Annotated in this window: 27 protein-coding genes and 2 pseudogenes; 17 read left to right on the top strand and 12 right to left on the bottom strand. The window is 65.3% G+C overall.

The window, feature by feature from the left end; all coding sequences use genetic code 11:
* The first annotated feature begins 21 nt into the window (after window positions 1-21).
* The 3 genes from C5E41_RS12270 (at window position 22) to C5E41_RS12260 (ending at window position 1,988) form a co-directional block, all read left to right on the top strand.
* Window positions 22-612: an AMIN-like domain-containing (lipo)protein gene (locus C5E41_RS12270; RefSeq protein ID WP_104375952.1), complete on the top strand. Its 591-nt coding sequence runs from the start codon at window positions 22-24 to the stop codon at window positions 610-612.
* A gap of 62 nt (window positions 613-674) precedes the next feature.
* A complete protein-coding gene (locus tag C5E41_RS12265; RefSeq protein WP_104375951.1) occupies window positions 675-1,262 on the top strand; it encodes a hypothetical protein in 588 nt (195 codons plus the stop codon).
* A gap of 84 nt (window positions 1,263-1,346) precedes the next feature.
* Entirely contained in the window at window positions 1,347-1,988 is a 642-nt protein-coding gene (locus C5E41_RS12260; protein WP_104375950.1) for a DUF305 domain-containing protein, read from the top strand.
* 130 nt (window positions 1,989-2,118) lie between these two features.
* Here the strand turns inward: C5E41_RS12260 and C5E41_RS12255 are convergent, their stop codons facing one another.
* The gene (locus C5E41_RS12255; protein ID WP_104376110.1) at window positions 2,119-2,406 is read right to left on the bottom strand and encodes a hypothetical protein; all 288 of its coding nucleotides are present in this window, start codon (window positions 2,404-2,406) and stop codon (window positions 2,119-2,121) included.
* A gap of 480 nt (window positions 2,407-2,886) precedes the next feature.
* Here C5E41_RS12255 and C5E41_RS12250 point away from each other — a divergent pair, with 480 nt between their 5' ends.
* The gene (locus C5E41_RS12250) at window positions 2,887-3,570 is read left to right on the top strand and encodes a hypothetical protein (protein ID WP_104375949.1); all 684 of its coding nucleotides are present in this window, start codon (window positions 2,887-2,889) and stop codon (window positions 3,568-3,570) included.
* Here the strand turns inward: C5E41_RS12250 and C5E41_RS12245 are convergent.
* The 3 genes from C5E41_RS12245 to C5E41_RS12235 form a co-directional block, all read right to left on the bottom strand.
* Complete coding sequence (locus C5E41_RS12245) at window positions 3,483-4,994, bottom strand: amino acid permease (RefSeq protein WP_104375948.1); 1,512 nt, start codon at window positions 4,992-4,994, stop codon at window positions 3,483-3,485. The genes C5E41_RS12250 and C5E41_RS12245 overlap by 88 nt on opposite strands.
* An 88-nt stretch (window positions 4,995-5,082) precedes the next feature.
* Window positions 5,083-6,198 (bottom strand): phosphotransferase enzyme family protein, encoded by a 1,116-nt coding sequence (locus C5E41_RS12240; protein ID WP_104375947.1) that lies wholly within the window; start codon window positions 6,196-6,198, stop codon window positions 5,083-5,085.
* A gap of 47 nt (window positions 6,199-6,245) precedes the next feature.
* Window positions 6,246-7,610, bottom strand: a complete 1,365-nt coding sequence (locus C5E41_RS12235; RefSeq protein WP_104375946.1) for a purine-cytosine permease family protein — start codon at window positions 7,608-7,610, stop codon at window positions 6,246-6,248.
* An 84-nt stretch (window positions 7,611-7,694) separates the two neighbouring features.
* On the opposite strand from C5E41_RS12235, the gene C5E41_RS12230 reads away from it, so the two are divergent.
* Both C5E41_RS12230 and C5E41_RS12225 read left to right on the top strand, forming a co-directional pair.
* Window positions 7,695-8,999, top strand: coding sequence for a glycosyltransferase 87 family protein (locus C5E41_RS12230; RefSeq protein WP_104375945.1), 1,305 nt, complete (start codon window positions 7,695-7,697; stop codon window positions 8,997-8,999).
* A gap of 136 nt (window positions 9,000-9,135) precedes the next feature.
* Entirely contained in the window at window positions 9,136-9,999 is an 864-nt protein-coding gene (locus C5E41_RS12225) for a hypothetical protein (protein WP_104375944.1), read from the top strand.
* A 39-nt stretch (window positions 10,000-10,038) separates the two neighbouring features.
* Here the strand turns inward: C5E41_RS12225 and C5E41_RS12220 are convergent, their stop codons facing one another.
* Window positions 10,039-10,860, bottom strand: coding sequence for an alpha/beta fold hydrolase (locus C5E41_RS12220; protein ID WP_104375943.1), 822 nt, complete (start codon window positions 10,858-10,860; stop codon window positions 10,039-10,041).
* Window positions 10,861-10,983: 123 nt separating this feature from the next.
* Between C5E41_RS12220 and C5E41_RS12215 the strand changes: the two genes are divergently transcribed.
* Window positions 10,984-11,838 (top strand): DUF1266 domain-containing protein, encoded by an 855-nt coding sequence (locus C5E41_RS12215; RefSeq protein WP_258080939.1) that lies wholly within the window; start codon window positions 10,984-10,986, stop codon window positions 11,836-11,838.
* Between the two features lie 19 nt (window positions 11,839-11,857).
* Here C5E41_RS12215 and C5E41_RS12210 read toward each other — a convergent pair whose 3' ends face one another.
* The gene (locus tag C5E41_RS12210; protein ID WP_104375941.1) at window positions 11,858-12,739 is read right to left on the bottom strand and encodes a hypothetical protein; all 882 of its coding nucleotides are present in this window, start codon (window positions 12,737-12,739) and stop codon (window positions 11,858-11,860) included.
* 409 nt (window positions 12,740-13,148) lie between these two features.
* Here C5E41_RS12210 and C5E41_RS12205 point away from each other — a divergent pair, with 409 nt between their 5' ends.
* The 3 genes and pseudogenes from C5E41_RS12205 to C5E41_RS12195 all read left to right on the top strand — a co-directional run.
* Window positions 13,149-14,228 (top strand): phosphatase PAP2 family protein, encoded by a 1,080-nt coding sequence (locus C5E41_RS12205; RefSeq protein ID WP_181063213.1) that lies wholly within the window; start codon window positions 13,149-13,151, stop codon window positions 14,226-14,228.
* Window positions 14,229-14,583: 355 nt separating this feature from the next.
* Window positions 14,584-16,053, top strand: a complete 1,470-nt coding sequence (locus C5E41_RS12200) for an MDR family MFS transporter (protein WP_104375940.1) — start codon at window positions 14,584-14,586, stop codon at window positions 16,051-16,053.
* A gap of 117 nt (window positions 16,054-16,170) precedes the next feature.
* Window positions 16,171-16,947 (top strand): annotated as a pseudogene (locus C5E41_RS12195) (acyl-CoA dehydrogenase family protein); the annotation flags it as partial.
* A 181-nt stretch (window positions 16,948-17,128) separates the two neighbouring features.
* Here the strand turns inward: C5E41_RS12195 and C5E41_RS12190 are convergent.
* The 3 genes from C5E41_RS12190 to C5E41_RS12180 all read right to left on the bottom strand — a co-directional run bounded on the left by C5E41_RS12190 (window position 17,129) and on the right by C5E41_RS12180 (window position 20,320).
* A complete protein-coding gene (locus C5E41_RS12190; protein ID WP_104375939.1) occupies window positions 17,129-17,509 on the bottom strand; it encodes a DoxX family protein in 381 nt (126 codons plus the stop codon).
* Window positions 17,510-17,642: 133 nt separating this feature from the next.
* Complete coding sequence (locus C5E41_RS12185; RefSeq protein WP_104375938.1) at window positions 17,643-18,410, bottom strand: ESX secretion-associated protein EspG; 768 nt, start codon at window positions 18,408-18,410, stop codon at window positions 17,643-17,645.
* Window positions 18,407-20,320, bottom strand: coding sequence for a hypothetical protein (locus tag C5E41_RS12180; RefSeq protein WP_219823145.1), 1,914 nt, complete (start codon window positions 20,318-20,320; stop codon window positions 18,407-18,409). The genes C5E41_RS12185 and C5E41_RS12180 overlap by 4 nt, the downstream gene beginning before the upstream one ends.
* 95 nt (window positions 20,321-20,415) lie before the next feature.
* On the opposite strand from C5E41_RS12180, the gene C5E41_RS12175 reads away from it, so the two are divergent.
* The 3 genes from C5E41_RS12175 to C5E41_RS33260 are packed head-to-tail and all read left to right on the top strand — an operon-like array spanning window position 20,416 to window position 23,992.
* The gene (locus C5E41_RS12175; protein WP_104375936.1) at window positions 20,416-20,724 is read left to right on the top strand and encodes a hypothetical protein; all 309 of its coding nucleotides are present in this window, start codon (window positions 20,416-20,418) and stop codon (window positions 20,722-20,724) included.
* Window positions 20,724-23,249, top strand: coding sequence for a TPR repeat region-containing protein (locus tag C5E41_RS12170; protein ID WP_104375935.1), 2,526 nt, complete (start codon window positions 20,724-20,726; stop codon window positions 23,247-23,249). Before C5E41_RS12175 ends, C5E41_RS12170 begins: the two co-directional genes overlap by 1 nt.
* On the top strand, window positions 23,249-23,992 hold the full coding sequence (locus C5E41_RS33260) for a hypothetical protein (protein WP_146097523.1): 744 nt from the start codon (window positions 23,249-23,251) through the stop codon (window positions 23,990-23,992). The genes C5E41_RS12170 and C5E41_RS33260 overlap by 1 nt, the downstream gene beginning before the upstream one ends.
* Before the next feature lie 42 nt (window positions 23,993-24,034).
* On the opposite strand, the gene C5E41_RS12165 is transcribed toward C5E41_RS33260, so the two are convergent.
* The 3 genes from C5E41_RS12165 to C5E41_RS12155 form a co-directional block, all read right to left on the bottom strand.
* Window positions 24,035-24,640: a DUF3558 domain-containing protein gene (locus tag C5E41_RS12165; protein WP_104375934.1), complete on the bottom strand. Its 606-nt coding sequence runs from the start codon at window positions 24,638-24,640 to the stop codon at window positions 24,035-24,037.
* 1 nt (window position 24,641) lies between these two features.
* Entirely contained in the window at window positions 24,642-25,031 is a 390-nt protein-coding gene (locus tag C5E41_RS12160; protein WP_104375933.1) for a hypothetical protein, read from the bottom strand.
* A gap of 186 nt (window positions 25,032-25,217) precedes the next feature.
* Entirely contained in the window at window positions 25,218-25,871 is a 654-nt protein-coding gene (locus C5E41_RS12155; RefSeq protein WP_104380012.1) for a DUF4254 domain-containing protein, read from the bottom strand.
* Between the two features lie 150 nt (window positions 25,872-26,021).
* Here C5E41_RS12155 and C5E41_RS35945 point away from each other — a divergent pair.
* From C5E41_RS35945 to C5E41_RS35935, 4 genes and pseudogenes are all read left to right on the top strand, one after another.
* Window positions 26,022-26,162, top strand: a pseudogene (locus C5E41_RS35945) (transposase); the annotation flags it as partial.
* A 31-nt stretch (window positions 26,163-26,193) separates the two neighbouring features.
* Window positions 26,194-26,427 (top strand): hypothetical protein, encoded by a 234-nt coding sequence (locus tag C5E41_RS33825; RefSeq protein WP_104375931.1) that lies wholly within the window; start codon window positions 26,194-26,196, stop codon window positions 26,425-26,427.
* Window positions 26,420-26,644 carry a DDE-type integrase/transposase/recombinase gene (locus C5E41_RS35940; protein WP_104375930.1) on the top strand — a complete coding sequence of 75 codons (225 nt, stop codon included), beginning with the start codon at window positions 26,420-26,422 and terminating at the stop codon, window positions 26,642-26,644. The genes C5E41_RS33825 and C5E41_RS35940 overlap by 8 nt, the downstream gene beginning before the upstream one ends.
* Window positions 26,545-26,814 carry an integrase core domain-containing protein gene (locus C5E41_RS35935; RefSeq protein WP_104375929.1) on the top strand — a complete coding sequence of 90 codons (270 nt, stop codon included), beginning with the start codon at window positions 26,545-26,547 and terminating at the stop codon, window positions 26,812-26,814. Before C5E41_RS35940 ends, C5E41_RS35935 begins: the two co-directional genes overlap by 100 nt.
* Window positions 26,815-26,858 lie beyond the last annotated feature (44 nt).

The raw sequence follows: 26,858 nt of genomic DNA, 5'->3' as shown, positions 1-26,858 counted from the left end.
CGACGGCATACCATCGGCCCCATGCGTAACAGGCTGGTATTGCCGATGGTCGCCGGGCTCGTACTGCTGGCGGGTTGCTCGGACGGCGACTCCAATCCGGCCGGTCGAACGCCGATGCCGCCCGCGACCGGGGCCGCCACGGCGACCACGGAACCGAATCAGGCGCCGCCCTGGGGAACCTCACCGCAGCAGGCCACCCCGGCCACCGACACCCGGCTCACCGTGACCGATGTGCGCATCGGCCACCACGACGGTTACGACCGGGTGGTGTACCAGTTCGGTGGCACCGGCGGGGCGCCCGGGTGGAATGTGCGGTACACCGATCGCGCGGTGCAGAACGGCAGCGGCCGGGAACTGCACATCGCCGGCACCTCCATCCTCGAGGTGCAGATCCTGGGCACCGCCTATCCCTGGGACAGCGGGGTGACGCCCTACAGCGGCCCGAACCCGGCCACCGATCCGAGCGCACCGGGCGTTGCCGGGGTCTACGGTGCCCAGGATTACGAAGGCACTACGCAATCGTTCATCGGCGTGAACGCGAACCGGCCGCCGTTCTCGGTGACCGCGCTGGACCGGCCCGTGCGACTGGTCGTGGACATCGCAACCGGATGATCGTCACCACCCATACCGCCCGGGGGTAACCGAGGGATGCGTAGACTGGGACAGTGCTCGCCATGGGTAGCCTCCGTCGCGCGCCCGGATTCGTCCGGGTGCTCGGTGTGCTGTCCCTGCTGATCGGCGTCGCCGTCATGCACGCGGTGGTCTTCTCCACCGGGCACGCGATGGGCGCCGCCACCGAGCCGGCCGTATCTTCGCCTGCCGTCACTGCGCCGGAGGGGGCGGGCGGCTCGGTATCGCCACCGAACGACGCGAGCCGAGCGCCGATTGCGCTTGCCGCACAAGGCATTGCGCAGAGCCGTCACGGCGACCACTCCGCACCGGCCACCGTACCCGCCGCGGCGGCGGTCCGGAACGAGCAAACACCGGTCGCGGACCGATCGCCGGCCGCGCCCATGCGGAGCACCCCAGTGATTGCCGAGGGTTCCGGCCGTGACGGCTGCATCGTCCACGCCGGTATGCACGCCTGCGTTTTCGTGCTGGTGACCCTCGCGCTGGCCCTCGGTCTGGCGGTGATCGCCTGGCTGGGCGCCGATCGGATTCTCGGCGCCGGGCACCTCGCGCGCTTCGGGCTGCGCCGCCGCGCGCGACCACCGCCGTGGACCGTGCTCTCCCTGGCCGAATTGGCGATTCTGCGGATCTGACCGACCCGCCGGATCGGCGTGCGAACGCGCGCAGATACCGGCCCGACAGGTCCTCAGCCATCGCAATTCCCCAGGAGCACAATTATGTTCACTACTCGTATCCGCATGCTGTCCGCCGCCACCCTCGCCGCTGCCGCCCTGATCGTCGCCGGTTGCGGCAGCGACGACTCCGGCAGCTCGAACACCTCGGCCTCGGCCACGTCGTCGCATTCGTCGATGGCCGACATGCCCGGGATGAATCACACCGGTGCACCGTCCTCCGCGGCCCGCACCGACTACAACGACGCCGACGTCAGCTTCCTGACGATGATGTATCCGCATCACGCGCAGGCGGTGGAGATGGCGAAGCTGGTGCCCGGCCGGTCGCAGAATCAGGAATTGATCACCCTGTCCGCGAATGTGGAGAAGGCGCAGGCCCCGGAGATGGAGCAGTTCGCCGCGCTCCTGCACAGTTTCGGCAAGCCCGCTCCGCAGGCGACCATGAACCATCCGATGAACGGCGTGATGACGTCCGAGCAGATGACACAGTTGCGCGACGCCTCCGGCGCCGATTTCGACCGGATGTGGCTGCAGATGATGATCGCGCACCATCAGGGTGCGGTGGATATGGCAAATACCGAGATCGCCGACGGCACGAATGCCGACGCGAAGACGCTGGCGCACAACATCCTCACCGCGCAGCAGGCCGAGATTCAGCAGATGCGCGGGATGCTCGGGCAGAACTGATCGCCCGCGGTCGCGCCGTTCGGCTCACCGGCCGTTCGGCTCGCGGGTCGACGGTGGCTCGCGGACGAGCCAGGAAACCACACGCAGGCGGGTGTGCCGGCTATCCGGCACGCCCGCGCGGGTGGGGCGGTCAGCTCCCGATGACGGCGTTCATGATGGTGCCCGCGCTGGTCGCGACGCCACCGCCGATCATCGCGCCGGCCACCATCTTCGGCGACTCCAGACCGCCGCCGCTCCACTTTTCCCAGGCGAAGCGGCCGCCGCCGTAGGTGATGGCGCTGACGCCGGACAGCAGGACGAACCAGGTGAAGTAGCGAACCAGCTTCAGCAGTTTGTCCGCGGCCGGCGGGGTTTCCGGCGTGGGGTTGCCGACCTGAGCCAGCACGGTGGTGTACATATCGTGTACGGCGAGAACCATGCTCACGTTCGTTGTCCTCTCGGATGCTGAGGTGATGCCGGTACTGAGGTGATGCCGGTTGGAGCGCAGAGCATGCAGTGACAACTCGTCAAACAGATCCAATTGAACCGCACCGGCCGCCTCGCCCGCAGCCGGACACACCGCATTCGCGAAAGCGGCCACTACCTGCGATTCCAGGTCAACTGACCGGTCTGCCGACGATCACGCTCACGACCGGCCGCTCCGAGCGACCGAGGCGAGTCGGGAGCGGGCCGGACCAGCGATTCGTGCCCGGCGGGGCGGCATCCGGATGAGTGCGCCCGTATCCGAAAGCGGCCGGGTAGGAGGTCATTTCGGGGCCATCGCGTCGCTTGCGTGGCCGGCGACCCTGCCGCCGGTGTCCAGGATCGGCTGCGGCACATCACCGCCCGTGGCGGACCTCGCGCATCAGTCGCCGGACGGTATGGGCAAAACGTTTGCTAGGAGGTAGCCTGTGACGCGATGGCTACCACTGCGCAATTGCGGGCCGCGCTGGCGGTGCTCCGCGCCGATACCGACGAAGCCGCCGAGCAAGCCCGTCTTTCGGACATGTCCGGAACCGATTCGGCAGCGGTCGAGCACGCCCTGCTCGCCGGTTTGCTGTACCGAATGATGGGCGATGATCTGCGCCACTCGCTGACCGGCGCTCCCGATCTCACCGCACTCGAGGAACGGGCCCGCGCCGCCGGGCCGGGAACCGCGACCTATGCCACCGACGATCGGGAACAACGCGAAGAGCATTGCGCCCAGGCACATTTCGAGGCGTACTGGCTCGCCCATCGGATCGCCGGACTGCACTTCACCACCGTGCCGTCGGCCCCCGCGCTGCAGGCGGCCGCGCATACCGCCGAGGCCACCCGCACGCTGCTGCGTATCCATCGCGATCTGCTGGACGCGCCGGATGCCGGGCACCCGGCCTGGGAGGTGGTGATCGACCAGCTCGATCGAGCCCGCGCCCTGGCCCGGACGGCGTACGCGGGTGCCGAGCCCCTCGGTGCCCCGCCTTCGGAAACTCAGCCTCCGGAAACTCAGCCTCCGGAAACTCAGCCTCCGGAAACTCAGCCTTCGGAAACTCGGCCCCCGGAGGCCGGCGTGGGAGTGTCGGAGATCGGCGTCGAGCGCAGCACCGAATGCCGCACACCATAGGTGAAATAGACGACCAACCCGATCACCATCCAGATCAGGAATCGCAGCCAGGTCTCCACCGACAGATTGAGCATCAGCCACAGGCACGCCAGCACGCCGAGAATCGGAATCAGCGGCACCAGCGGAACCCGGAATCCGCGCGGCAGATCGGGGCGGGTGCGCCGCAGGATCAGCACGCCGACCGACACCAGCACGAACGCGAACAGCGTCCCGATGTTGACCATTTCCTCCAGCGTGCCGAACTGTACGAAGCCGGCCAGCACCGCACACACCACACCCACACCGACAGTGAGCGTCACCGGTGTGCCGAAACGGCCGGTGCGGGCCAACCGGCGCGGAAGCAGGCCGTCGCGCGCCATCGCGAACAGCACGCGGGTCTGGCCCAGGTACAACACCATGACCACCGTCGTCAGACCGGCCAGGGCCCCGATAGAGATGACGTTCTTCGCCCAGGTCACCCCGTGCAGGCCGAAGGCGGTGGCGAGGGTGGCGTCGTTCCCGGACAGCGCGGTGTAGGGGACCATGCCGGTCAGCACGATGGTGACCGCGACGTAGAGGATCGTCACGATCAGCAGCGAACCCAGAATGCCGCGCGGCACGTTGCGCTGTGGATTCTTGGTCTCCTCCGCGGTGGTTGCCACCACGTCGAAGCCGATGAACGCGAAAAACACCAGACTCGCCGCGGCCAGCAACCCATACCAGCCGAAGGTGCTGTTACCGGCCCCGGTCAGCCACGAGAACAGCGACTGGTGCAGGCCCTCACCGGCATCGCTCGGCTGCGACGGCGGAATGTAGGGCTTCAGGTTGGAGGGCTTGAAATAGGTCAGCCCGACCACGATGACGACCGCGATCACCGACAGTTTGATCGCGACCGCGATCCCCGACACCCGCGAGGACACCTTGGTGCCGATCGCGAGCAGCACCATCAGGACGACGATCAACAGGGCGGCACCCCAATCGAATTCGACGGAGCCTATATGCACGATCGGTGACCGCGAGCCCATCACCTCACCCAGGTACTGCGACCATCCCTTCGCGACAACCGATGCGGCGAGAGCGAATTCGAGGATCAGGTCCCAGCCGATGATCCACGCCGCCAGCTCGCCGAAGGTCGCGTACGAAAAGGTGTAGGCACTACCCGCGACGGGGACGGTGGAGGCGAATTCGGCGTAGCACAGGGCGGTGAGACCGCATGCGATGGCGGCGAAGACGAAGGCCAGCGAGACCGACGGGCCCGCCACATTGCCGGCCGTGCGCGCGGTCAGCGTGAAGATACCGGCGCCGACCACCACGGCGACACCGAAGACGGTCAGATCCCAGGCGGTCAGATCCTTGCGGAGTTTGGAATCGGGTTCATCGGTATCCCGGATCGATTGTTCGACCGATTTGGTTCGCAGCAGACCACCCCACCTGGGGTTCGGCACCGATCGGGCCGTGTTCTGCGTTGGCGTCGGCTCAGCCACACCCGTCTCCTCCGTTGTCACCGATCCCCCGTGACCCGCAGACAGCAACCTAACCGCACTCGGCACTCAGTCGTCGCAACATGGTCGTGAAGGCCTTGCCCTCGGTCGATGCGGCCCACACCGAGCGACCGAGAAAGTAGTTACGGTAAGCGATCCGGGCATTGCGCACCTGCCGACGAGGCGGAATCGTAAGAAAGTAATCGATTTCGGACAATTCGTAGACGACGTGTACGAGCGGGAAGAGATCGGGCAGGACCTCGCGCTCGACCCGATGCAGCGGCCTGATCCGGCAGTAACCCCGCAGGAATGCGGCCAGTTGCCCGGCCTGCACGCGGGCCGGGCCGCCCGCCGCGATCGACAGCCAGTCGACAGCGAAGCGTTCGATCGCGGTGGCGAGATCGAAGACGGCCACGGTACGGTTCGCCAGGCCGAAATCCAGGACGGCGGTGATCCCGCCGTCCGACCAGAGCAGATTCGTGCCGTGCCAATCGTTGTGCGTCCACAGCGCGGGCAAGGTCGCGACCGCGGCGGCTAGTTCGGATCCGGGAGCGGGGGCATCCGTCGCGCGCGGTCGATCCACCGGCGGTCCGGCCTGCCACCGCACCGCGCCCGGGTGTCGCTCGGCGGCCAGGAACCGGCCGACCACCGGGCGGGCGGCGACGTAGCGGTCGACGGCCGCGGCCGCATCCGTGCACAGCCCGGCCAGCAACGGATGCGGCGGACGCTCCGGCGCCTCGAACCCCACGGCGGCGAGATGCAGGCGCGCGAGCATCGCTCCGGCCGCGGTCGCATCGTCGGCCGAGTGATAGGTACTCCACGAGAAATCGTCGCGGTAGCGGTCCTCGCCCGCCCCGAGTTCCTGGATTTCGTAGGTGAACTCGCCGCGCTCCGTCGCCCGCACCCAGGGGATCGGAATACCTTGTGCGCGAAGGTGATTCATGAAGGCATGTTCGGGGGCGAGGGTGCCGGGATCGCGCAGCGCCGAAGGCATCCGCTTCACCACGACTCGCGTTCCGTCGCCCAGGCGCACCCGGGCCGTGGACGACAACGGCCGTCGGCTGCGCCATTCGATCACGGGTGTCGCGCCCGGCTCCGCGAACAGATCTCCCAGCTCGCTGGGAGTCAGTGGGGAGAACGCCGGTGCGGACAGCCCACTTTCACCCATCGCGAAGACCAGATCCCCCGCCCCTGGAGACTCGCCTCCCGCCCGGCTCAGGACGTTCGCTCCCGCTCGGCCCGGGCGGGCAGCCGTTCGAGACGGACCAGCACACCGGTGCAGGCGGTCGCGGCCAGAAACGAATACAGCGAGGCGGAGGACCACCAGCCGGGATGTACCCCGACGATGTCCTGTACCCGCAGCCAGATCCGCGCCCACCAATCCACCGATCCCGGATTGAGTACCTGGTATACGACGAAGCCGAGCAACCACGGCACCAGCAGGAGCGGACGGGCGGGAGCGTTCTCGGACAGATCCCACCCACGGCGGCCGCGGCCGAGGAAGAAGTCGACCACCAGCACCGCGCACAGCGGGACGAACACCGATCCGATCAGCAGCAGGAAATTCGAGAATCCGGTGAAGTCGTGCACCCCCAGCGCCAGCACGGTCGCGAGCGCACCCACCGCCGCGGCCAGGAAGCGCCGGTCCACGCGCGGCAGCAGATTCTGCAGTGACATCGCGGTGGAATACACGTTGGCGAACGACTGATCCGATTCCCGCAGCACCAGCACCGCGAAGAACAGCCATCCGGCCGCGACGCCGAGGAAGGTGTCGAAGATCCGGTCCGGATCACCGCCGGCCTGCAGCAGCGCGACGATGCCGAGTAGATAACACCAGGTCTGCGCGATCGAATAGCCGACCATCGCAGCCCCGGTGGCGGAGCGAGCGCCGTGGGCGTGGCGGGTGTAGTCGGCGGCCAGCGGGACGAACGACACCGCCACCGCCAGCGCGGTATCGACGCCGGGGAAGAATCCGCTCCACGAGGTGCCCGTCACCGTCGGCAGCGGTTGGCGCAGGAACTGAATCGTGAACCAGCCCATGGCCACAGCCACCGCGACCGTCACGTACTTGCGCAAAATACGCAGCACGTTCAACGGCCAGATGGCCATCGCGGTACACAACACACCGGCCCCGACGATCACCGCGCCGTGCGGCAGATTCCCGTGGGTAAGGGCCGCGACCCCGCCCGCGATCACGGTCAGCTCGAACACACCCCACCCGACGCACTGCACGATGTTGGCGACGGTCGGGACATACGACAGCCGGGTGCCGAACAGTCCGCGGAAGTTGGCCATCGCCGGCGCGCCGGTGCGCGCGCCCACCGCGCCGGCGGCCGCCACCATCGCGGTGCCCAGCACGGTTCCCACCGCGGTGGCGAGCACGGCCGCCGCGACCGGCAACTGGGGATGGCCGGCCGGTTGCAGCACGTAGAAGGCCCCGGTGAAGCCGATCAGGCTCACGCCCAGGTTGGCCCAGAACGCGGCCTGATCACCGAACGACAGGGTGCGCGGCGGCGCGTTCGTCAGCAGCAGCGGGGCCTCGGCCGAGCGGTCTCCCGGCTGCTCGGGCAGAGTCGTCATAGCGCATTCATGCTATCGGGTGCCTCCGGTGGAAATTCGCCCCCAGCTTCGCTCCGGCGCCCACAGTCGGTAATCTCGTCCCGGATGGTTAGCGTCTCCACATCCGCCCGGCCGCTGTCGGGACCTCGCGTGCCGGGAGCCCACCGCATCGGTCGGCTCGTCTGGCTGGTTCCGGTACTGCTGGTCGCCCTGAGCGTGTTCTGGCTGTTGCGGCCCAGCTGGCCACTGCAGCCGATCAAGCGCGAATTCATCGACCTTCAGGTGTATCGCCTAGGCGTGCAGGCGATGTGGGACGGCGCCGATATGTACGGCAGTCTGCCGAAAACCACGCTCGGGATCAGCCTGCCGTTCATCTATCCACCCTTCGCCGCGGTGGCGCTGGGCCCGTTCGCACTGCTGGCGTGGAATGCCGCGGCGATCAGCTTCTTCGTGGTTTCCACGCTGGCGCTGGCGATCACGCTCTATCTGGTGGCCCGCCGAGTCTGGGGTAGCGGTGGCACCGAGGTGGTGCTGTGGGCGAGCGCCTGCGCGATTCCGCTGGGCATGCTGCTGGAACCGGTGCATTCGACACTGGATTTCGGACAGGTCAATCTGCTGCTGATGGTGCTGGTCGCCGCGGACTGCCTGCCCAAACGCACCCGCTGGCCGCGCGGCGTCCTGGTCGGCATCGCCGCGGCGATCAAACTGACCCCGGCCGCCTTCGTCCTCTATTTCCTGGTTCGCCGCGACTACCGCTCGGCGCTCACCGCGGCGATTACCGGCGCCGTCGCCACCGGCATCGCGTTCGCCCTGATGCCGCACGAATCGGTGAAGTACTGGTTCGGCGGGATGGGCAATGTCTCCGGGCTCAGCGGGTCGGCCTTCCGGACCAATCAGTCGATTCAAGGCGTGCTGTCACGCTTCCAGGTACCCGAACCGGCCTTCACCGCCCTGTGGGCGCTGCTGAGTCTGGCACTGCTGGTCCTGGTGGTGGCGGCGATGCGGCGCGCGGTCACCGATCCGGCGCTGGCCCTGGCGTTCAACGCCGTCTTCACCCTGCTGGTTTCGCCGATTTCATGGTCGCACCACTGGGTCTGGATCGCGCCGGGCCTGCTGGCCGCCGTCGGCGTCGCGACTCGGCTGCCACGCCGGCAGGCGATGATCTGGTACCCGATAATCCTCGCGACCGCGGTCGTGTTCACCATCGGCCCGCAGAACTGGGAACCCGGCGACAACAACCGCGAACTGGCCTGGACGCCGTGGCAGCATCTGGTCGGCGACACCTATGTGTGGCTGAGCGTGCTGCTGGTCGCCCTGTATGTCGTCACCGGACCGCGGCCCCCGACGCCGGAACCGCTGCTGCCCGCCTCGTTGCGTTCGCCGCGAACCAAGGTGCCCACCGAGTCCTGAGCCGACACGCCAGGCGCAATCGATCGGTAAATCTCCGAGGCACCCCCCGCCAGCTGCCACCCGGCGCCGGCGACACACCACCGACGATTTCCCAACACCCCGGTCATCCTGCGCTTCCGTCGTACCGTAGATAAATATGGACGACAACACGCCGACCGCGGAAGGTGATCCCACCCGTCCGGATCGGCAGCTGATCCAGCGGCGAGAGCAAGCCTGGAGCAACTACCAGCAGGCTTGCGCCGATCTCGCCGGTACCCGGATCCGCGCCAATCTCGACGGATGGAAACGCTGGCTGCGCATTCTGCCCCGCGCGGCGGTCGATCAGGCCGAACGCCGCCGCGACGAGATCCGCGCCGAACTGGCGCGACATTGCGTCGGGGCCGACGACCATCGGTGGGGCGTGCTGTCGGGCGGCGACACCGGAACCTTCGGCGGCTGTTTCGGCCTCGAGCACACCATCGGTCAGCTCGCCGAGCGCTACGGCAAGGTCGATCCGCATTGGGTGCGCACGCTGCGCGACACAGCGCGCAGGACCACCGATATCCGTCCGCTCGCCGCCGACGGTGACCGCACGGCCGTCAGCGATCTCACCGATCGCGTGGTGCAGGCCGTCCGCATGGCGCCCGACGACGAGGCGCGGCGCCGGCTCATCGTGCACCTGCCCGGCGAGGTGCGCCCGGTGCCGGCGGATCCGGCGACGCTGGCCGGAGATCGGGGTCCGGTCGCGGTTCAGTTCGAAATCTATGCCAGCACCATCAAACTCGATCACATCGATGTGATTCCGCCGCTGCGGCGGATGGGCCTGGGCACCGCGACGCTGCGCCACCTGTGCCGCACCGCCGACGCCCACGGCATGCATATCGTCGCGCAACTGGTCCCCACGTTCCGCGACGACGATTCGGCGGTCCCGATCCTGGCGCGCTGGTTCCGCGAACAGGGTTTCGAGGTGACCGAACGACTGGGCGGGCGGGTCGTGCGGGCCCCCGCCAGCATCCCCTAGCCGCATCCCTAGCCGATCGTCATGGGACCACGCTGATCATCATGTGCGCGTGAGGAATTCACCGATCGCCGGGGCCAGTTCGGCCGCGACCGGATCGTTGCTCACGCCGGGCAGCTCCCGCAACTCGGCATTCGGAAGCACCTCGGCCATCTTCTTGGCCCCCTTGGTGAGCGCGGGCGCCGAGCGTTCGCCGATCAGCAGCAGCGTCGGCGCCGTGAGCGCGGCCCAGTCCTCCGGCTGGATGGTCTCACCGCGCGAAAACGGTTTCAGCACAGCGAAATCGTGGGCCGTCGAATCGGCGGTGGTGACCAGCTTCTTCCACACCGACGACATCCGCATCACCGCGACGACCAGTCCCGGCACGCCCATCACCTTGGTCATGTAGTACCGGATCGCACCGCTGCGCTTGCCCGCCGCGATGCGCTCGCGCAATTTCTCCTCCGCGTCCTTGGGCGGCACGTGATCCTTCGGGTCGACCACGAACGGCGGTTCGAACGCAACCACGTCGGTGATCCCCGTGATCGCGCCCGAGCGCGCGGCCAGCAGCGCCAGGATCGCGCCCGAGCCCCAGCCGATCAGGGCGGCCGATCCGCCCTCGGCTTGCACCAGCGCGCGGATGTCGGCGATCTCGTTGGCACTGTCGTAGACCCCGGGCGAGTCCGCGCTGTCCCCGCGGCCGCGGCGGTCGTAGTTGAGCACGCGCAGGCCGTAGTTCTCGGCCAGCGCCTCAGCCAGCTCGACGGTGTTGGGGACCTGCCGATAACCGAATGCGCCGCTGATCAGCACGACGGTTCCCGCACTGCCGGAACCGATCCGGTCGAAGGCGATGGTGGTGCCGTCCTGCGACGTCACGGTCTGCATGTCCTACTCCTTCGCGGGCCGGGGTTCGGTTCGAAAGTACGCGATGGGTTCGCGAGCTCCGGCGGAGCCGGTCGGTAGGCTCGCACGGACAGTATTCACGGGCGAGGGGGTGCAGTGGTGACGATGGTCGCCGGACCGCACGGACTGCCGCGCGTCAGCGGATTTCCGAGTTCGGATTTCGATCCCGCCTCGGACAAATGGTCGGGTGTCGCCATCGGCGAGGATCGCATCCGGGCGCTGGCGATCGGGGCGTACTACGGCCGCAGCTGGAGCTCCTACAACGACACCGTCGCCTTCGCGCCCGAACACCCCGGAAGTTCGGAGACCCGGCGCGAATCCACCATCGAGGGCCTGCACGAATCGTGGGGTGTAGACAACGCCGAGGATGCGCGCGACACCATCGGCCGGCTGCTGAGCGGGATGCACGCGCCATTGTTCGCGATGGTGCATCCGCTGGCGACGGCGGCGGCCCAGGACACCACCCGTGTCGACCGCACCGGCCTCGCCGACAGCCACCGAGAATTCCTGCACACCGTGTCCGAGGTGCGCGGCTACCGCGGCGTCAACGGCATCGACCGCGATTACGACGCCTGGTTGCAGGCCATCAAATTCGGCATCGTCGACCGGCTACCGCAACCGCTGAACACCGACGCCACCGCCTGGGACCTCTCGCGCATCGTCTTCATCGCCCGCGCCGCGCACACCGCCGGATATCTGGCCGAGGACGAGGCGTGGACGCTGCTGGGCCGTGCGCTCGCCAAAGCCCAGCAGCACTACCGCAATTGGCGGCAGTTCGCGTCCGGCTTCCTCACCGGCGCCATCTTCTGGGCGGCCACCCAGGACCTCGCCGCGGCGAAGGAGCAGGTCGACGAGCGCCGCTGGATGATCCGCGGCCTGCTGATGCGCCCGTCAAGTCCGTGGCGGCGGGTGGCGCTGCATCCGGGGGCGCCGGTGTTCGGCCTCTCCCCGTTCCACTGACGGCGATTACCGACGGCGATTACTGCGGCATCGCGCGCAGAATGCCGACGCCCTCCCATGTGAACTGCTCGGCGTCGACCATGCCGAGTTTGCGCCGCTCCACCAGCAACTGCCATTCGCCGAACAGGTCCAGCGACGACGGGCGCGCCATCACGATGGAACCATCGACATGTTCGATCTCACAGGCCAGCCGCACGGCGCCGTCGACGCGCAGCAGATCCTCGGCCTCGCTGGAGACGAATTCCAGATCCGTGTTGCCGTCCGAAATGCGCAGCGTCGCCACCGATCCGGGCGGCGCCACCACCTCGGTGCGATCCAGCGCGGCCACCGGAAACTCGTAGGTGGCCCCGGCCGATACGAACAGCAGCCGCAGGGTGGTGATCACCACCAGCCCCGGCGCGCCGCGGTGGCCGCACGATGCGCATTCGAGGATGTATTCGTCCGGGCGTGCGTAGGCGTGCAGGGCCGCCAGTTCCCGCGCGCACATTTCCGGGGTGCGCATCCGCTCGGCCGCGCGCGCCACGTCGGGGCGGATCGGGCCGTAGCGCCCCGGAACCGGCCGGGGCGGGGTCAGATTCGGCCGCTGCCGCACGATGCGCCGCATCTCGAGCAGATCGTCGCCGATCGCGCGGACGAGTGTGGCGGCCTGCGTGAACACCTCGGGTTCGAGGAAGATCGTCGCCGGATTGCGCCGGGTGGCAACGCCTTTGATCACATAGTCCGGCGCCCGGAAATACAGCAGGATCAGCAGGTCACCGCTGTCGGCTTCGACGAGGCAGGCGTCACGCAGATCGCAGACCCGAACATCCAGGGCGACATCGTCGTCGACGCCCAGCGGCGTGGTGGTGATCCGCCCGTCGGCATATCTGACCGCGGTCCGACGCCCCCACACCTCCAGCACTGCCGCATCCTCCCCATCCGACCCGGTGAGACATCATCGGGGACGGATTCTACCGAGAGACCCCCGCCGTTCCGGGTATCCGGCGAACGCCGATCAGAGGTTTCCGGCGAACATGCTCGCGAGTCCGGTGGCGGTCGCCACAGCGGCGCTGCCGGTGCTGAGCGCGGCAATGAGAAGTGCGATGATCACGGTCCCAACCTTTCGACATCAGGCATACGCTCGAAACATACTGCGGCCCAACGGACTTCACCAGCAAGCCGGAGATACTCTCGGCAACCTCTGCGCCGATCGACAGCACATTGCCAGCAAGGCCGGGCTGCCGATGTGCTATTCCGATACACCACGTCGGCCCGACACGCGAACCGGATGGGTGTGTCCGGCCCGTGAATGTGGATGGCACACTGGCCGAATGCTCGGTGTACATCCGGAGACCACCGAAATCGCGGAGCCGACAAGCCAACGGCGGCTGATCCGCTACGCTGTGCGGTTCGCCTACCTGGCCGCACTGGTCGCGGCCTTGATCACCGGACTACTACCCGGCGGCCGCGTGCAGGAGGCCGCGTGGATGATCGGCGGCGTTCTGGCCTTCACCATCGATCGGCCTTGGCGCCAGCACATCCGGGTGTTGACCGACTGGCTGCCGCTCATCGCGGCGCTCATGGTCTACGACTACACCCGCGACCTCGCCGACAAGCTCGGCATGCCGCTGCGCATGCACGAACTCGTCACCGCCGATCGCTGGATGTTCGGCGGCACCCTGCCGACGATCTGGTTGCAGGACCATCTGGCCGGCGACGGTCAGCCATGGTGGACACCCATCATCGGTGTGGTCTACACCACCCACTTCATCCTCCCCTGGGCGGTCGCGGCGATCTTCTACGTCTACTCGCGACCGCTGTGGGTCCGGTACATGCGCCGGATTCTGCTGCTGTCGTATCTGGCGCTGGTCACCTATGTGCTGGTGCCCGCGGCGCCGCCCTGGTACGCGGGCCGCGAAGGAGCCATTCCGGAACACGTGCGGCGCATATCGGGTTTCGGACTCGGCGTGGTCGATCCCAACGTGAGCGCGCAATGGCTCGAGAACCACGGCAATTACGTCGCCGCCGTCCCCTCGCTCCACACGGCGTTCTCGGTGCTGGTGGCCGCGACGCTGTGGCCGCTGACGCGACACCGGTGGCTGCGCGCGATCCTGGTGATCTATCCGTGCGCGATGGGCTTCACCCTCGTCTACGGCGGCGAGCACTGGGTCGTCGATGTGCTGCTCGGCGGCGTGTACACGGCGTTCACGATCCTGATCACGCGCATGTGGGAGAACTGGCGGGCGGGCCGGGCACTGCTCGGTCCGCTGCCCGCGGTCGGCCGGGGTGACGGGTCCGAGGCGACGGCGGCCGGGGTATCGCAGCCGGACGGAACCGGACCGGCCGACGCGTCGCCGATCGGCCCTCGGGGCCCGGCTGCGGCCCGCGGGTCGAGCTCCGGCCGCATCTGAGGAGCGGTCCAGGTCGCGGCGCGCGCAGTTCGGGCTACCCGCGGGCACATAAGGCAGCCCGCGTGACCGAGGCGCGCCGGGCAGACCGAGCGCGACGCGGGCCACCACGGTGTGACGAGCATCTCTCCGTTCTGCGCCCCACGGAACCGTCGCAGGTGAACAGTCATTTCTCCCGGCTATCAGTGCATTTCGGCGCGAAAAATCGCGTGCTCGCGTGCCCGATTCACCGGAATACTTGCGCGGCACCGATGAGTCGAGTGGGCCACGGTCGTCAGGTCTGGTGTGACGTTCGAAGCACAGAGGGGTGGCTCGGCGTCGGTCAGACATTCCGCGTTCGCACCAGCCGGAGGTATACATGCCCGCCGAACCAGTCCATCGCCCGGCCGGACGGCGAACCCCCGCGGTGATCGGGTTGCTCGTCCTCGCCACTTTCGTGGTGATCCTCAACGAGACCATCATGATCAACGCGATCCCCCGCCTGATGACCGATCTGCACGTCACCGAACGGTCCGCGCAGTGGGTGTCGACCGCGTTCATGCTCACGATGGCGGCCGTCATCCCCGTCACCGGATGGTTCCTGCAACGCGTCACCACCCGCCGCGCCTACGCGCTCGCGATGGGCGTCTTCCTCGCCGGCACCCTCTTGTCGGCCGCGGCGCCGTCGTTCGCTGTGCTGCTCGTCGGGCGCGTCGTGCAGGCCGGCGGCACCGCCGTGATGATGCCGCTGCTCATGACGACCCTGATGACCGTAGTGCCCGAACACGACCGCGGCCGTGTCATGGGTAACGTCACCCTCGCCATCTCGGTCGCTCCTGCCATGGGCCCGGTCATCTCCGGCCTGGTACTCCAGATCGGTTCCTGGCGCTGGCTCTTCCTACTGGTGCTGCCCATCGCCGGGGCGGTGACCTTCTTCGGCCTGCGGAAGCTGGAGAATGTCGGCGAACCGCAGAGCGGCGCGATCGACTGGGCCAGTGTGGTTTTCGCGGCCCTGGGCTTCGGCAGCCTGGTCTACGGCCTCAGCCGGTTCGAGGTGGGCAACATCGTGATCCCGGCGCTGATCGTCGCGGCCGGCGCGGCCTTCATCGCGGTGTTCGCGGCTCGGCAGATTCGTTTGCAGCGCACCGGTTCTCCCCTGCTGGATCTACGAATCCTGTTGTCCGGCACCTACACCAAGGCAGTGGTGCTGATGGCGGTCGCCTTCCTGGCGATGATGGGCTCGATGATCCTGCTGCCGCTGTACCTGCAGAATCTACGGTCGCTCTCGCCACTGGAAACCGGTCTGCTGGTGATGCCGGGTGGTCTGGCGATGGGTCTGCTGGGCCCGACGATCGGGCGGCTGTTCGACCGCTTCGGCGGGCGCATGCTGGTGATTCCCGGCGCGATCGGGATCACCGCGGCGCTGGCCGGATTCACCCGCATCTCGCTGACCATGCCGTACCAGCAGCTGCTGGCCCTGCACATTCTGCTGATGGTGTCGCTGGCCGCGGCCTTCACGCCAGTCTTCACCCTCGGCCTGAGCGCGCTGCCGCAGCATCTGTACTCACACGGCAGCTCGATGCTCGGCACCCTGCAGCAGGTGGCCGCGGCCTTCGGCACCGCCCTGGTGGTCACGGTGATGACCGCCCGCGCCACCACCCTCACCGATCGCGGGGTCGCACCGCTGGTCGCCCACCTGTCGGGTATGCGGCTGGCCTTCGTGGTATCCGCCGGCCTGGCGCTGATCGTCATCGTGATGGCGGTACTGCTGCCCAACCGCTCGGACTCCTCGGAGGCGGTCGTCCTCGACTCCGAGGACGTCGAGGACACCGAGATGGTCCGCGGCTGACCACGGACCGAAACACCCGCGCGACCACCGGTTTCGCGGGCGTCGTGTCGGCTCAGCCGCGATCGGCGCCGGGACCCACCGGTATCGACAGCGATCATCACCGTGACTGCGCACGCGGGGATGAGACCTGTTGCCCGCGAGATCATCTCAGAATCGCGGCGCGGTCGGAGTCGGCCGAGCACCACTGGTGAGGAGAGTCGATTCCGCAGTATGGGCGTCATCCTCAACAGCGAGCTGGCCGGAGTGAGCCTGGGCCTCGTCGCATCGATGGGCGTCAGCCTCGGCCTGGCGCCGTCGGCACCATTCGCAGCCGCGGCACCCTCGCGCAGAAGAAGCGCTGGCTGCCGGGGCTGGTGACGTTCGAGAAGGTCGGGGCCTGGGCGATCACCGAACCGGATTCCGGCTCCGACGCGTTCGGCGGCATGAAGTCCTATGTCCGACGCGACGGCGAGGACTACATCCTCAACGGCCGCAAAACCTTCATCACCAACGGCCCGTACGCCGAGGTGACCGTCGTCTACGCCAAACTCGACGAGGAGGACGGCACCGATCGCCGCGACCATAAAGTGCTGACCTTCGTCCTCGACAAGGGGATGCCCGGTTTCGTGCAGAGCGCGCCGTTCAAAAAATGGGGATGAATTCGTCCCTCACCGGCGAATTGGTCTTCGACAATGTCCGCCTGACGCCCGACCGCCTGCTCGGCGAGACCGAGAATCCCGCCACCCGCGCCGCACCGAGGTCGCCATGAAGGCCGTCCAGCGGTTCGGCGGCAACGGCTATATGGCCGAGTACAAGGTGGAACAGCTTGCCCGCGACGCGAAGTCGCTGATGATCTACGCGGGCAGCAACGAAATCCAGGTCACCCACATCGCGAAGGGCCTATTGAACGCGTGACGCGCGGGCCCCTGCCGCACGACACCGGCAGGGGCTTCGAGAACGCTGCGCCCGGCTTCGGCACCGAACTTTCCGTGCAAACCTCCGCGAGAATGCGAGAACACCGCCTGATCAGGCGCGGTTTGCACGATCAGTTCACCGGCGGGCCACGGTTGCGGTCCACTGGGCCGTCCCGTCGGTGTCAGATGCGCTGGTCCGCGAGCTGCAATACCAGGCAGGCGACGGCCAGGGGCAGGAACAGCCCCACGGCCAGATAGAAGGTCTGCGCATAGTCGGCGACGCGGATGTGGGTATAGGCCGCGCAGACGAAGTAGAGCACCAGGCCGATCGCCGCGGCCGTACCGACGTACGGCACCCCGACCACACCCAGCAGCAACCCGGCCGCACCGGCGAGCTTCAAGGTTCCGATCGGAAAGGTGAGCCACGACTGCGGAATTCCGGCGGTCTCCATCGCGGGTGCCAGCGTGGCCATGACCGGGGCGAATCTGGTGACGGCGGCGACCCCGGAGAAGGTGTTGGCGGCGATGGTGACGAGCATGACGGTCAGATAGGCGACGAACATCAAGGCCTCGCTCGATCGATAATTAATACGGTTTACCAACTATATCGTTTCCATACGATATGAGATAGGGTGGATTCATGGAACTTGTCCTGCTGGATGTAGAGGTCTGTGCCGGTGCTGCTTCCGAGCAGTGTCACCACCGATCCAGCTCAGCGCGCCTATACAGTTCGTCCGCAATGGTCTCTGCCGATGCGGGAGTGACAATTGTGTCGTTGTCATTCACGTCGATCAGGTAACGGCCGGCAGCCCGGGTGCTGTCGCTGATGTCGAGCCAGGTGACGAAAGCGGGCGGATAGGGCCGCCGGTCGTGTAGGTAGCGGTCGATCCGCAGGTAGCCTTGAGCGGTGCGTTCGAGCCGGAGGAACGTCCGGATCCGTTCTTCGACAGGACGTTTGCCAGCATCATCCTGCAGCCACGAACTGGGCGGCTGCTCTCCGCGCACACGCGGGGTGTATCCGACGAGCCGTCCAATGGCTCCAGCCGCGACAGTCGGCATCGTCGCTGCGATGTGACGGCCGAGCTGGCGGCGAGTCGTTACTACGAGCTTGATCTCGCCGCCGAAGTCTGCTGTTGCACCGGACTTTTGGAACAGAACGACACCTAGATCGCCAATCGCCGCGGCGAGGGATCGAACTCTGCGATGAGATCCGTGGAACCATCCGTTGCAGATGATGCGCAGGTCCGGGTTGGCCAGTACTCGTAGCGGGCCGGTGAGATCGGGGTCTGCGCCACGCGGGTAGCGAGCGCTGATCTCCAGTCGGGTCAGGTCGTATTCGTCTGCGGTAGTCGGTGTTTCGATCACCTTTATCGGATGTGGGTAATCGCCGGCAAGACCGGTTTCCGACGCCCACACATAAGCAAACTCATCGGGGGTGAATACCCAGGACGTTTGGGTTTTCACCGCGGCGGAGCCTCACCGGGTTCGTTGTCCATTATTGGTCCGGTCCCGGACAGGTCGATGTATACGGGCTCAGCGTCGTCGGCGACCTGCTCAGGTTCTTCACCTCCGGGCGTGGGGCTCACCGCGGGGGAACTATCGTGTTGCGCGGCCGGTCCCGGCTGGAACGCGGAGGTAGCCCGCACGGTCTCCGCAACGGCGTCACCGTGACCCGCAGTTGCTTCCGAAGCATCGTTGGACGCAGTCTGATCAGATTGTGCATCAGGCTGATTAGACGAAGAGGACGATCCGGAATCAGGTTGCCAGGCAGTGACCGGCGGGGTCGCGTGACGTGGTGTGGCGGGAGGGTTGGGCTCGGCGAAACCGTCATCGTCATACATCGACGACCTGCTGGTGCGGTCAGTCGGAATGTACGGGGGCGATGGCGAGTACGCGCTCGCCGAGGTAGCAGAGCCCGGATAATTATCCCCGTCGAAATCGGCGATCGAGTCCGCCCCGATGACACCGACCGGAGTTTCGAGCCCCTCGGTCCACTCCGGCTGGACACCCTTCAAGAAGTCGGGCATCAGGTGCTCTCGATCTTCTTCCTTGTCCTTGCGCTGCGCGTGCGGTGCATGCGGCATCGAACCTGTCCGCGAACGCCCTTGTGCCGCAGTATCTCCACGCGTACCGAGCTGAGATTGCGCTTCCGCGGCCAGACCACCGCTCACGCTGAATCCAGGCTGGGGTGCACGTGCCGATCCAGCACCGCCGTGCTGGGGTCCGAGCGAACCCGGACCCGAACCACTCAGGCCGCTACTCGCACCGCCGCCGGGCACTGCCAAGTCGCCGCCGGGCCCCACACCTGCCGCTGTCGTTGCGGCGGAGTCAGCACCACCGCCGGGCAGCAACCCTTGCGGCACATTCAATCCCGCCGGACTTGCCGCCGCTGATGGATTGCCGGACTGCTCGGCGGGTTGATCGACCGTTTGCTGCGGTCCGGTGCCGGCATCCGGGGCGGCGATCGAACTATCTTGCACACCACCAGGATTCGTTCCGTTGTTCGTAACGCCTGCGGAAGCGGAGGTGCCGTCACCGGCAGTAGCTTTCGAAACATCCAAATACGAAGGCACGTTCGCGCCCGCTGGAGGTATCACCGGCGTATATATGCTGTTCAGTGCACGAATTGCATCCTGGCGAGCCCTTTCCCGCGCCTGATCCGCCTGATCGGTGTCCTTCGGATCAGGCAGCCGCGGCAGTAGTGCCTGCCCAGGGTTCTCACCACTCGGCGTGAGGTTCACCGAACCCGGTGGCGGCTGCACCGCCTTACGCACCGCCTCGGCCGCCCACGCCGCGCCATCCATCCGCCCGGCAACCGACTCGAATACCTGCCCGATCTGATTCGCCACACGCGCATAGCGCTCCGACGCAGCCTGCGCCGCATCAGCGGCGGCGCCCTTCCACAATCCGTGTCCGAAGATGTTGTTCATCCCCAGCATCAACGTGAAAGAGGACAGGTTCTCCAGCTCACTGGCACATTCGAACCAAGTCTGCCGCATGGTCTGCAGGCCCTTGGGGTCCAGCCCGCCGATACCGTGCACCGCCTCGTACAGCTGCTGGTGAGACATTCCCTCGAAATGATCGTCAGTGCTGGTGTAGGCCGGATCGACACCCGCGCCGAGTTCGCTGAGCCGACTGTCGCCCTGCTGAATGCGCCTCTGGGCGTCGGTGATCTTCTGAGTGAACGGCTGGATGCTGGCCTGGATCGCAGCGTCCTGAATCTGACCGAAGATGCTCTTCGGCGGATCGGCCGCCGGACCCGGTTGCGGATCGTGGTCTCCGCTCATGTGCCACCCCTGCCGGTCAACGTCCTGTACATACAGCTCCCCCGACCTGGAGGCTAACACAGAGGTTCGCCTGGTCGGAGTCCACATCTGAACGGCGTAAATGGCACAATACCCGCGGAAGTGACTGTGATCGCACCGTCGGAGTCGGTGTCCCGGCGCCGGATCGAAGGGGGAGGCTCAGCGTGCTGCAAGCCGATATCGATGAGTTGAATAAGCTGGTCAGAACGCTGAAAGATGTTGCCACCCAAGTCGACGGCATCGCTATCCGCAAGACCGGTGACGAGATCACCGCAGCCCTCCCCGGCTGCACCATCGGTCCGGCGTGTGCGCAGCTCGGGGAATTCACCGAAGGCGCGTGGCTCCGAGTCGCCGAACGCATTCGCGCACTGTCGGACCTCGTCACCAAGTCGGCGAACATGTACGCAGCCACCGACGAGCAGTTCAAGCAGCTGCTCGACACGATGGACTTCCACACCCGGGGGAACCAGTAATGCCAACACGTCCAGACGTCGAGAAGTGGAACACCGGCAAGCTGTCGGAGTGGGCCACCCAAATCGACACGGCCATAGGAACTTACGAAACCCAACTCGGCCGCATGCTCACCCAGTTCACCGGCACGAACTGGGTCGGCGGCGCCCGCGACGCCGCCTACGACCGCTTCAGCGAAGAGAACACCGAGGGCCGCAAGCTATCCCAGGAAATTCGCGACGCCACGGCCGCCCTACGCGGCGCTGACGGCCGCCTCGCCGACGAGCGCCGAATCCTGCTGGGCAAGGTCGCCGACGCGGAAGCCGACACCGAATCGCCCCTCGCGCTGATCGTCAACGACCGGTGGGCAGTCCAAACCAAACAGGCCATCCTCAGCGGCTCCCAAATCCAAGACGACCTGCGCAAAACCAAAGAACGCATCGACCACCACCAAGGGTTGATCAATACCGCGTACTACAGCCTGGCCGGCGCCATCAGCGAGGTCGCCACCGCAATCACGAACGCAGCAGAGAAGATTCGCGGGCGCGGCGATCTACTCGGCCAAGGCATCGATGCATCGGTAACCCCCTCTGACACAGCGAAATTCGGCCATGACGACGGCAAAGCGGTCCACGACGCCGTCCGCCCAGACGGCACCGTCGATAAGGCCAAGCTGGAAGAGATCGCCGGACATCTGCCCGAGGGCGTCCTCACCGAGCAGGATCTAGAGGACCTCGCCAATGGCAAGGACGTCGCGACGCTTCCCGCCTCAACCCAGGCGTACTACCGCGAGTTCTATCAAGGCGCTGGCAAGGACGGCATCCTCGCGATGAACGACTATCTGAAGGGCCAAGAGGACAGCGGCAATCCGGTGGCCGCGGCCCGGCGAGACGCACTTGCCAACGGGCTCATGGTCGTATCGAACGAACGCATCGGCACCGGGCGCAACCCGGACGGGTCGCTGCAATCACCTGGCAGCTACAAGCAGCTTCCGGACGACCTCCGCAAGCTGGTGTCGACGCGAGTCGGCGGCCCGGACGCCAATGCCACGACCTACCCGACCTGCCCGCCGGACTCGGAGCTCGCCGGTCAGCACCGATTCCTCGATGAAACCAAGCGCTTCGGGGATCTGATCAAGCAGACCAACCCTGGGTTCGAACCCGGCACCGAGTTCTCACGTGAACTCACGCGCCAGGCGGCAGCCCTCGGAACGCCAGGCATGACCAACGACACCGTGAACATGCCGGGGAAACCGATCGAGCGCTCCTCGATGGAGGGCGTCATGCGCGACTACCTGGAAGTCTCGAGCCGCAACCACGAAGCCACCACGCAACTACTCACAGGCCAGACCGAGCCAGGTTCCGTGCCGCTGGACCAAGGCTACGACCCCAAGAAGGTCATCCAACCGCTGCTGCAATACGACTGGGACGACTCCAACGGCAAGCAGCCGCCCCAGCTGTTCAATTGGATTGGCGAGCAGGCGACTCCGCATCCCGCAACCGATGGGCATCCCGAAGTAACAGCCGACCAGTCGCATATGGCCGGCCGCGCAGCTTCCGGGTTGGCAGCACTGCTGACTGCAGACACCGATGGGAAGGACGGCAAGATCGGGCCGTTCGAGGCGTTGATGAACATGCCCGGCCACGACCGCCAATCCATCGGGCAGATCAATCCTGGACTGACTCGCCAGCTGACCGGTGCAATGATTCCCTACCTGGACAATATCGCAGGTGCGCCGGGCGACCCAACATCAGGGTTCGCGCTTCGTGATAGCACGAGCGAAAACAGAGATCTTCAGGCGGTGCGGTTGTCCGCCTTGTTCAACACTGATCCGGTGTCATCAGGCGCATGGAATGCCGCGATCACACAGCGAACGAACGATTACGCAGCGCAGTACGCGGCTGCGTCCGGGCTGCATTCCAATGACCGCGGTCTTTATACCGAAGCCGCCGGACGACTCTTGGCGTACCAGGAGCAAGGATTGCGAGCGGAGGCATACGATCGTCATCTGAACGATACCGACGCAGCCGCGGAAAGCGCTGGAAGAAAGAAGCTCGGCGTAGATATCGCTGCCAGCATTCTCTCCGACGGAGTTGGCGAGAAAGCGCCGTTCGCAGGAACGGCGATCGATGTGGCGGGCAAAGTTATCGCCGACGGAATAAAACCGGAAGACACGTATATTCCGAAAGAACAGCAGGAGATCGTTCGGAACGACCTGAGGAGTCAGATGTTCTATTCGATGCTCCAAGCCAAAGCTCAACAGGACCCGAATCTATTTCAGCATGTCCCGAATCAAGCAGACCAATTTCCATCCGAATGGCTCGAAAATGGTCGTCTCAAAAGTTACGAGGAGATCGTGGGACAGCCGGGGACCGAGCGGAACTTTCAAGCGCAAAACCACTTCTCTTCAGCGGCCGACGCATGGCTCGATGGACTGGGCGTCGACACCGACAAATTCCGCATTGCAACCGTTGACCAACGCTTTGACAATGACGCGTTCACCAAATCCGAGGAGATGTACAAGAGTCGCGTACTGAAGGGGCAATAATGTTTCAATGGAAGCTATTCCGCCGATATACTGCACCCCTGGTCATCTTGTTGGCCTTCGCGACTTCATGTAGTAGCACAGGGGATGGGAAAGAAGAGAAGGCAAGCATACCTCCCTGGTCTATCTCCTTCCGCTGGTCGGCGGACAGCGGCATCGATTTGCAGTCGCCCGATATGCAGATTGTCCGCGCAACTATCGAGAGCAATACCATTGCGGAATTTTTGGACCGAGACTACGGGTATCCTGGTTGGCGATACGTCGATGACGGCGGAAACTATGATGCCGTTCGAGACCATCCAATGCGCGCGGGCGTCGGAACAGCGTATCTCCATTTGAAGCTTGACCACGATTCACGATGGATCGTATGTAAAGATATGTCTGAAACGGCCACCAAGGTCGATGGGAAGTACCCTTACCCCGACCCCGCGAACCGCAAGCAGAATCTGGAAGCCATCGCAATAGGACTCGCAGGCGAAGTAGACAGCACAGCGAAGAATAGCCAGCCAGCGAAGGTTCCTTCAGGACCGATAATTCCCGGTCCACCCGACCGTTCGGCTCGACCTAACCACGATGTCTTTTCAAGATTCGCCTTGGTCCACTACCAGTACGAATACGACAACTATCGAAAGCCCTGTGTCGACTGGGCTGAATCGCGCTGGGGCGGCCCGCAACCGCCGAAGCCGACCCGGACCGAAAACGAGCCACCCAAGATTGAGCCGTTCAGCCCGGGATGGGCCGAATGAGAACTTTCATATTCGGGGAGTACGCCTTATCGCCAAGAGACACTACTTCGGCAATGCGGCTTCGATGGTCGAGGCGATTTCCTGGGCATGATCACATGACCGCCACCCAGTCAATGCACTCATGCTGTCCAATTGCAGACTTATGGTTGCATCGGGACCGGTCATCGTAACGAAACAGGTCTCCGGACCCATTCCCTTGTAGGTAATCGCAGGTCGACCATTAACGTTCACTTCGGTAGCCTTACCGTTTTCGCGTTGACGAAATTGGTCGAGAGTAATGTCCGTGGAGGAAATGGTAAGTGACCCCACTCGATGTGGCGAACCGTAGACATCTTCTCTACGCTCGAAAGAGCATCCAATAAATGCGTATCCGGTATGCACCTGGTCGGCACGTTCTCTCGTCTGCGGATCAAAACCGGCACTCTTGATCGTAGAGTCACCAACCTTGAGGCAAGGATCGAATTTTACCGGTTGTCTGCCATCAGGATCCTGTTCGGGGGCGGGTTTGACAGACACCGCTACGCTCGGGCCCGAACTGGTCGATGGTTGTTCAGTATTGGCAGGATCAGAATCACCGCCCCCGGCTGCGCATGAACTCAGAACGACCGCACTTGCAGCCAGCACAATCGCCAGACCGCTTACTTTCATTTTACATTCCTCCCGGAGCGGGTGGCGCCGACGTCATCGCAATTCGTTTTTGGTTTAGCGAGTCAGCCTCGCTGATGAGATTGCCGGCCCGCAGATATGCTTCTTGAAGTTGCATGGCACCGTCGATCAATTGCTGCACCACAAAAATTCCGTCGCTGGCCTTGCGCGAGAATCCCTGCTGCAACTCTCTACCGGTTTGGAATCCACCGAAGCCACCGGCGTTCTGCACTGTTCCCAGTTTTCTCTGGATAGCAGTAAGCCTGTCTATGGCATTCTGATAGAGCTGAACTGCCTTTTTGGCTGCAGCCTCGTCGTAGCGCACTCCCCCAGCCGCCGCCAAGTTGTTGAACGCCTGAATCTCAGCCTGGCCGTAGTCGATCTCGTCCGCCATCTCCGGGGCCCCTCACAGATTCTTGTCGCGAAGAAGGCTATCAGGAGGAAGGCACTGGTTCCCGCCGACAGAGGGCCCGACGTGCCGACCCCTGGCACCCACATCGGGTCGCGTCAACGCAACTTCGTTACGGGCAAGCGCGTTTGAGCTTGTACTCAGATCAGAACAATCTGAAGCCGACCACGATCAGGACGATGCCACCGAAGAGAGGGCCCAAAGCCTTCTGGAGGTAGGCGGCTTCGCTGGGCTCGTTCGCGTCGGGATTCTTCTACTCCCAGCCTTGCGTTTTTCCGCCAAACTTGTTCGGGGCAGGTCATACTCGCGAGGCCGAACAGGCGAACACGACCCCGACGATGACCATGAATCCATCTCACGCGCTCGGCTATTGACGGCGTCGAGCGTTGTCCACGGATACGTGAGGGTCGGCAGTCTGCGGAGGCCTGCGCTGATCTCGAAGGCCAAGTCGGTGTAGGCGACGGCGAGTTCGGCGAGTCGCTGCCAGAGGAAGTGGCGGTTCGGCTCGGCCACAGGGCTATTCAGCGCGGTCTGCGCGTCCACGCAGTATTGGGCGATGCGGTCGATGACCATTCCGACCGACTCGGTGTGAAGGTATGAGGCGCCCCCCGCCTGCGGCAGATTCGCCACCACCCAGCAGTCGATTGCACGCACCAGATCGGCACGGGACCGATCTGATTCGTGGATATTGTGATGGGTGGCGATCCTGCGGGCGGTATGGAGCGCGGCCAGTTTGCGGGCAGTGTGGAGGACCGGATGGTTCATCCGCACGGTGCCGTTGCACGCTTCCAGCAGTTCGTCTTTGGACGGTAGTTTGACTATCACTGGGGCGACCTCCGTCAGGGGGTGAAGTGGCAGGGTTTGAGGCTCAGCAGTCTTCGATCAGCAGCAGATACGCCGCCTCCAAGTTGAGGTGCCGGAACTTTCTCGAACAGTGACCCAAAGTAGAATTTGGGTAACTGAACGGAGTTGTTTGTGGCACAGAAGAAGTCGCGTCAGTTCAGCCCGGAGTTCCGGGAAACAGCGGCACGTGAGGTGGTCGAGAAGTCTCGACCGGTCGCCGATGTCGCACGCGATTGCGGGGTAACTGATCAGACGATCCGGAACTGGGTGAAACAAGGTCGATCCGGACACTGTCCGGAAAATCATGCGCCAGCCGGGGCTGGTGCCGTGCCAGCCCCGGCCGTTCCGGCCGGTCACCACCGTCGCCGGCGACGCCGCCGACCTGCCGGACCGGGTGGCGCGCGACTTCACCGCCGACGCGCCCGGACGCAAACTCGTCGGCGACATCACCTACATCCGAACCTGGGAAGGATGGCTGTATCTCGCCACAGTGCTCGACTGTTATTTCGAAGAAGGTCGTCGGCTATGCGATGGCTGATCACATGCGCACCGAATTGGTCACCGAGGCACTGCGCATGGCCGCCCGGAACCTGCCCCTCGCCGCCGGAAAGACAATTTTTCACAGCGACCGCGGCAGCCAGTATCTTTCCGCTGAATTCGCGGCAGTGGCGAAAGAGCTCGGCATCCTACGGTCGGTAGGCCGCACAGGAACTGCTATGACAACGCGTGGGCAGAATCGTTCAACGGCACCCTGAAGAACGAGCGCGTGAACCGAACCCAATACCCGACCCGGGAACACGCCCGCAAGGATGTCACCCGCTATATCGAGCTGCGGTACAACCAGATTCGGATTCACTCCGCAATTGACTACCGAACACCGAACGAAGTAGAGTCAGAATGGTTCGATCGGAATCAGGCAGCTTGAGCTGATCAAAAATCTCGCTGTCCGAGAAATTCCCGGCCCCTCAC

The sequence above is a fragment of the Nocardia nova genome, assembly GCF_002933465.1.
Lineage (GTDB): Bacteria > Actinomycetota > Actinomycetes > Mycobacteriales > Mycobacteriaceae > Nocardia > Nocardia nova_B.
The sequence above is the reverse complement of the archived record's forward strand: the minus strand, read 5'-3'. Positions and strand labels throughout refer to the sequence as shown.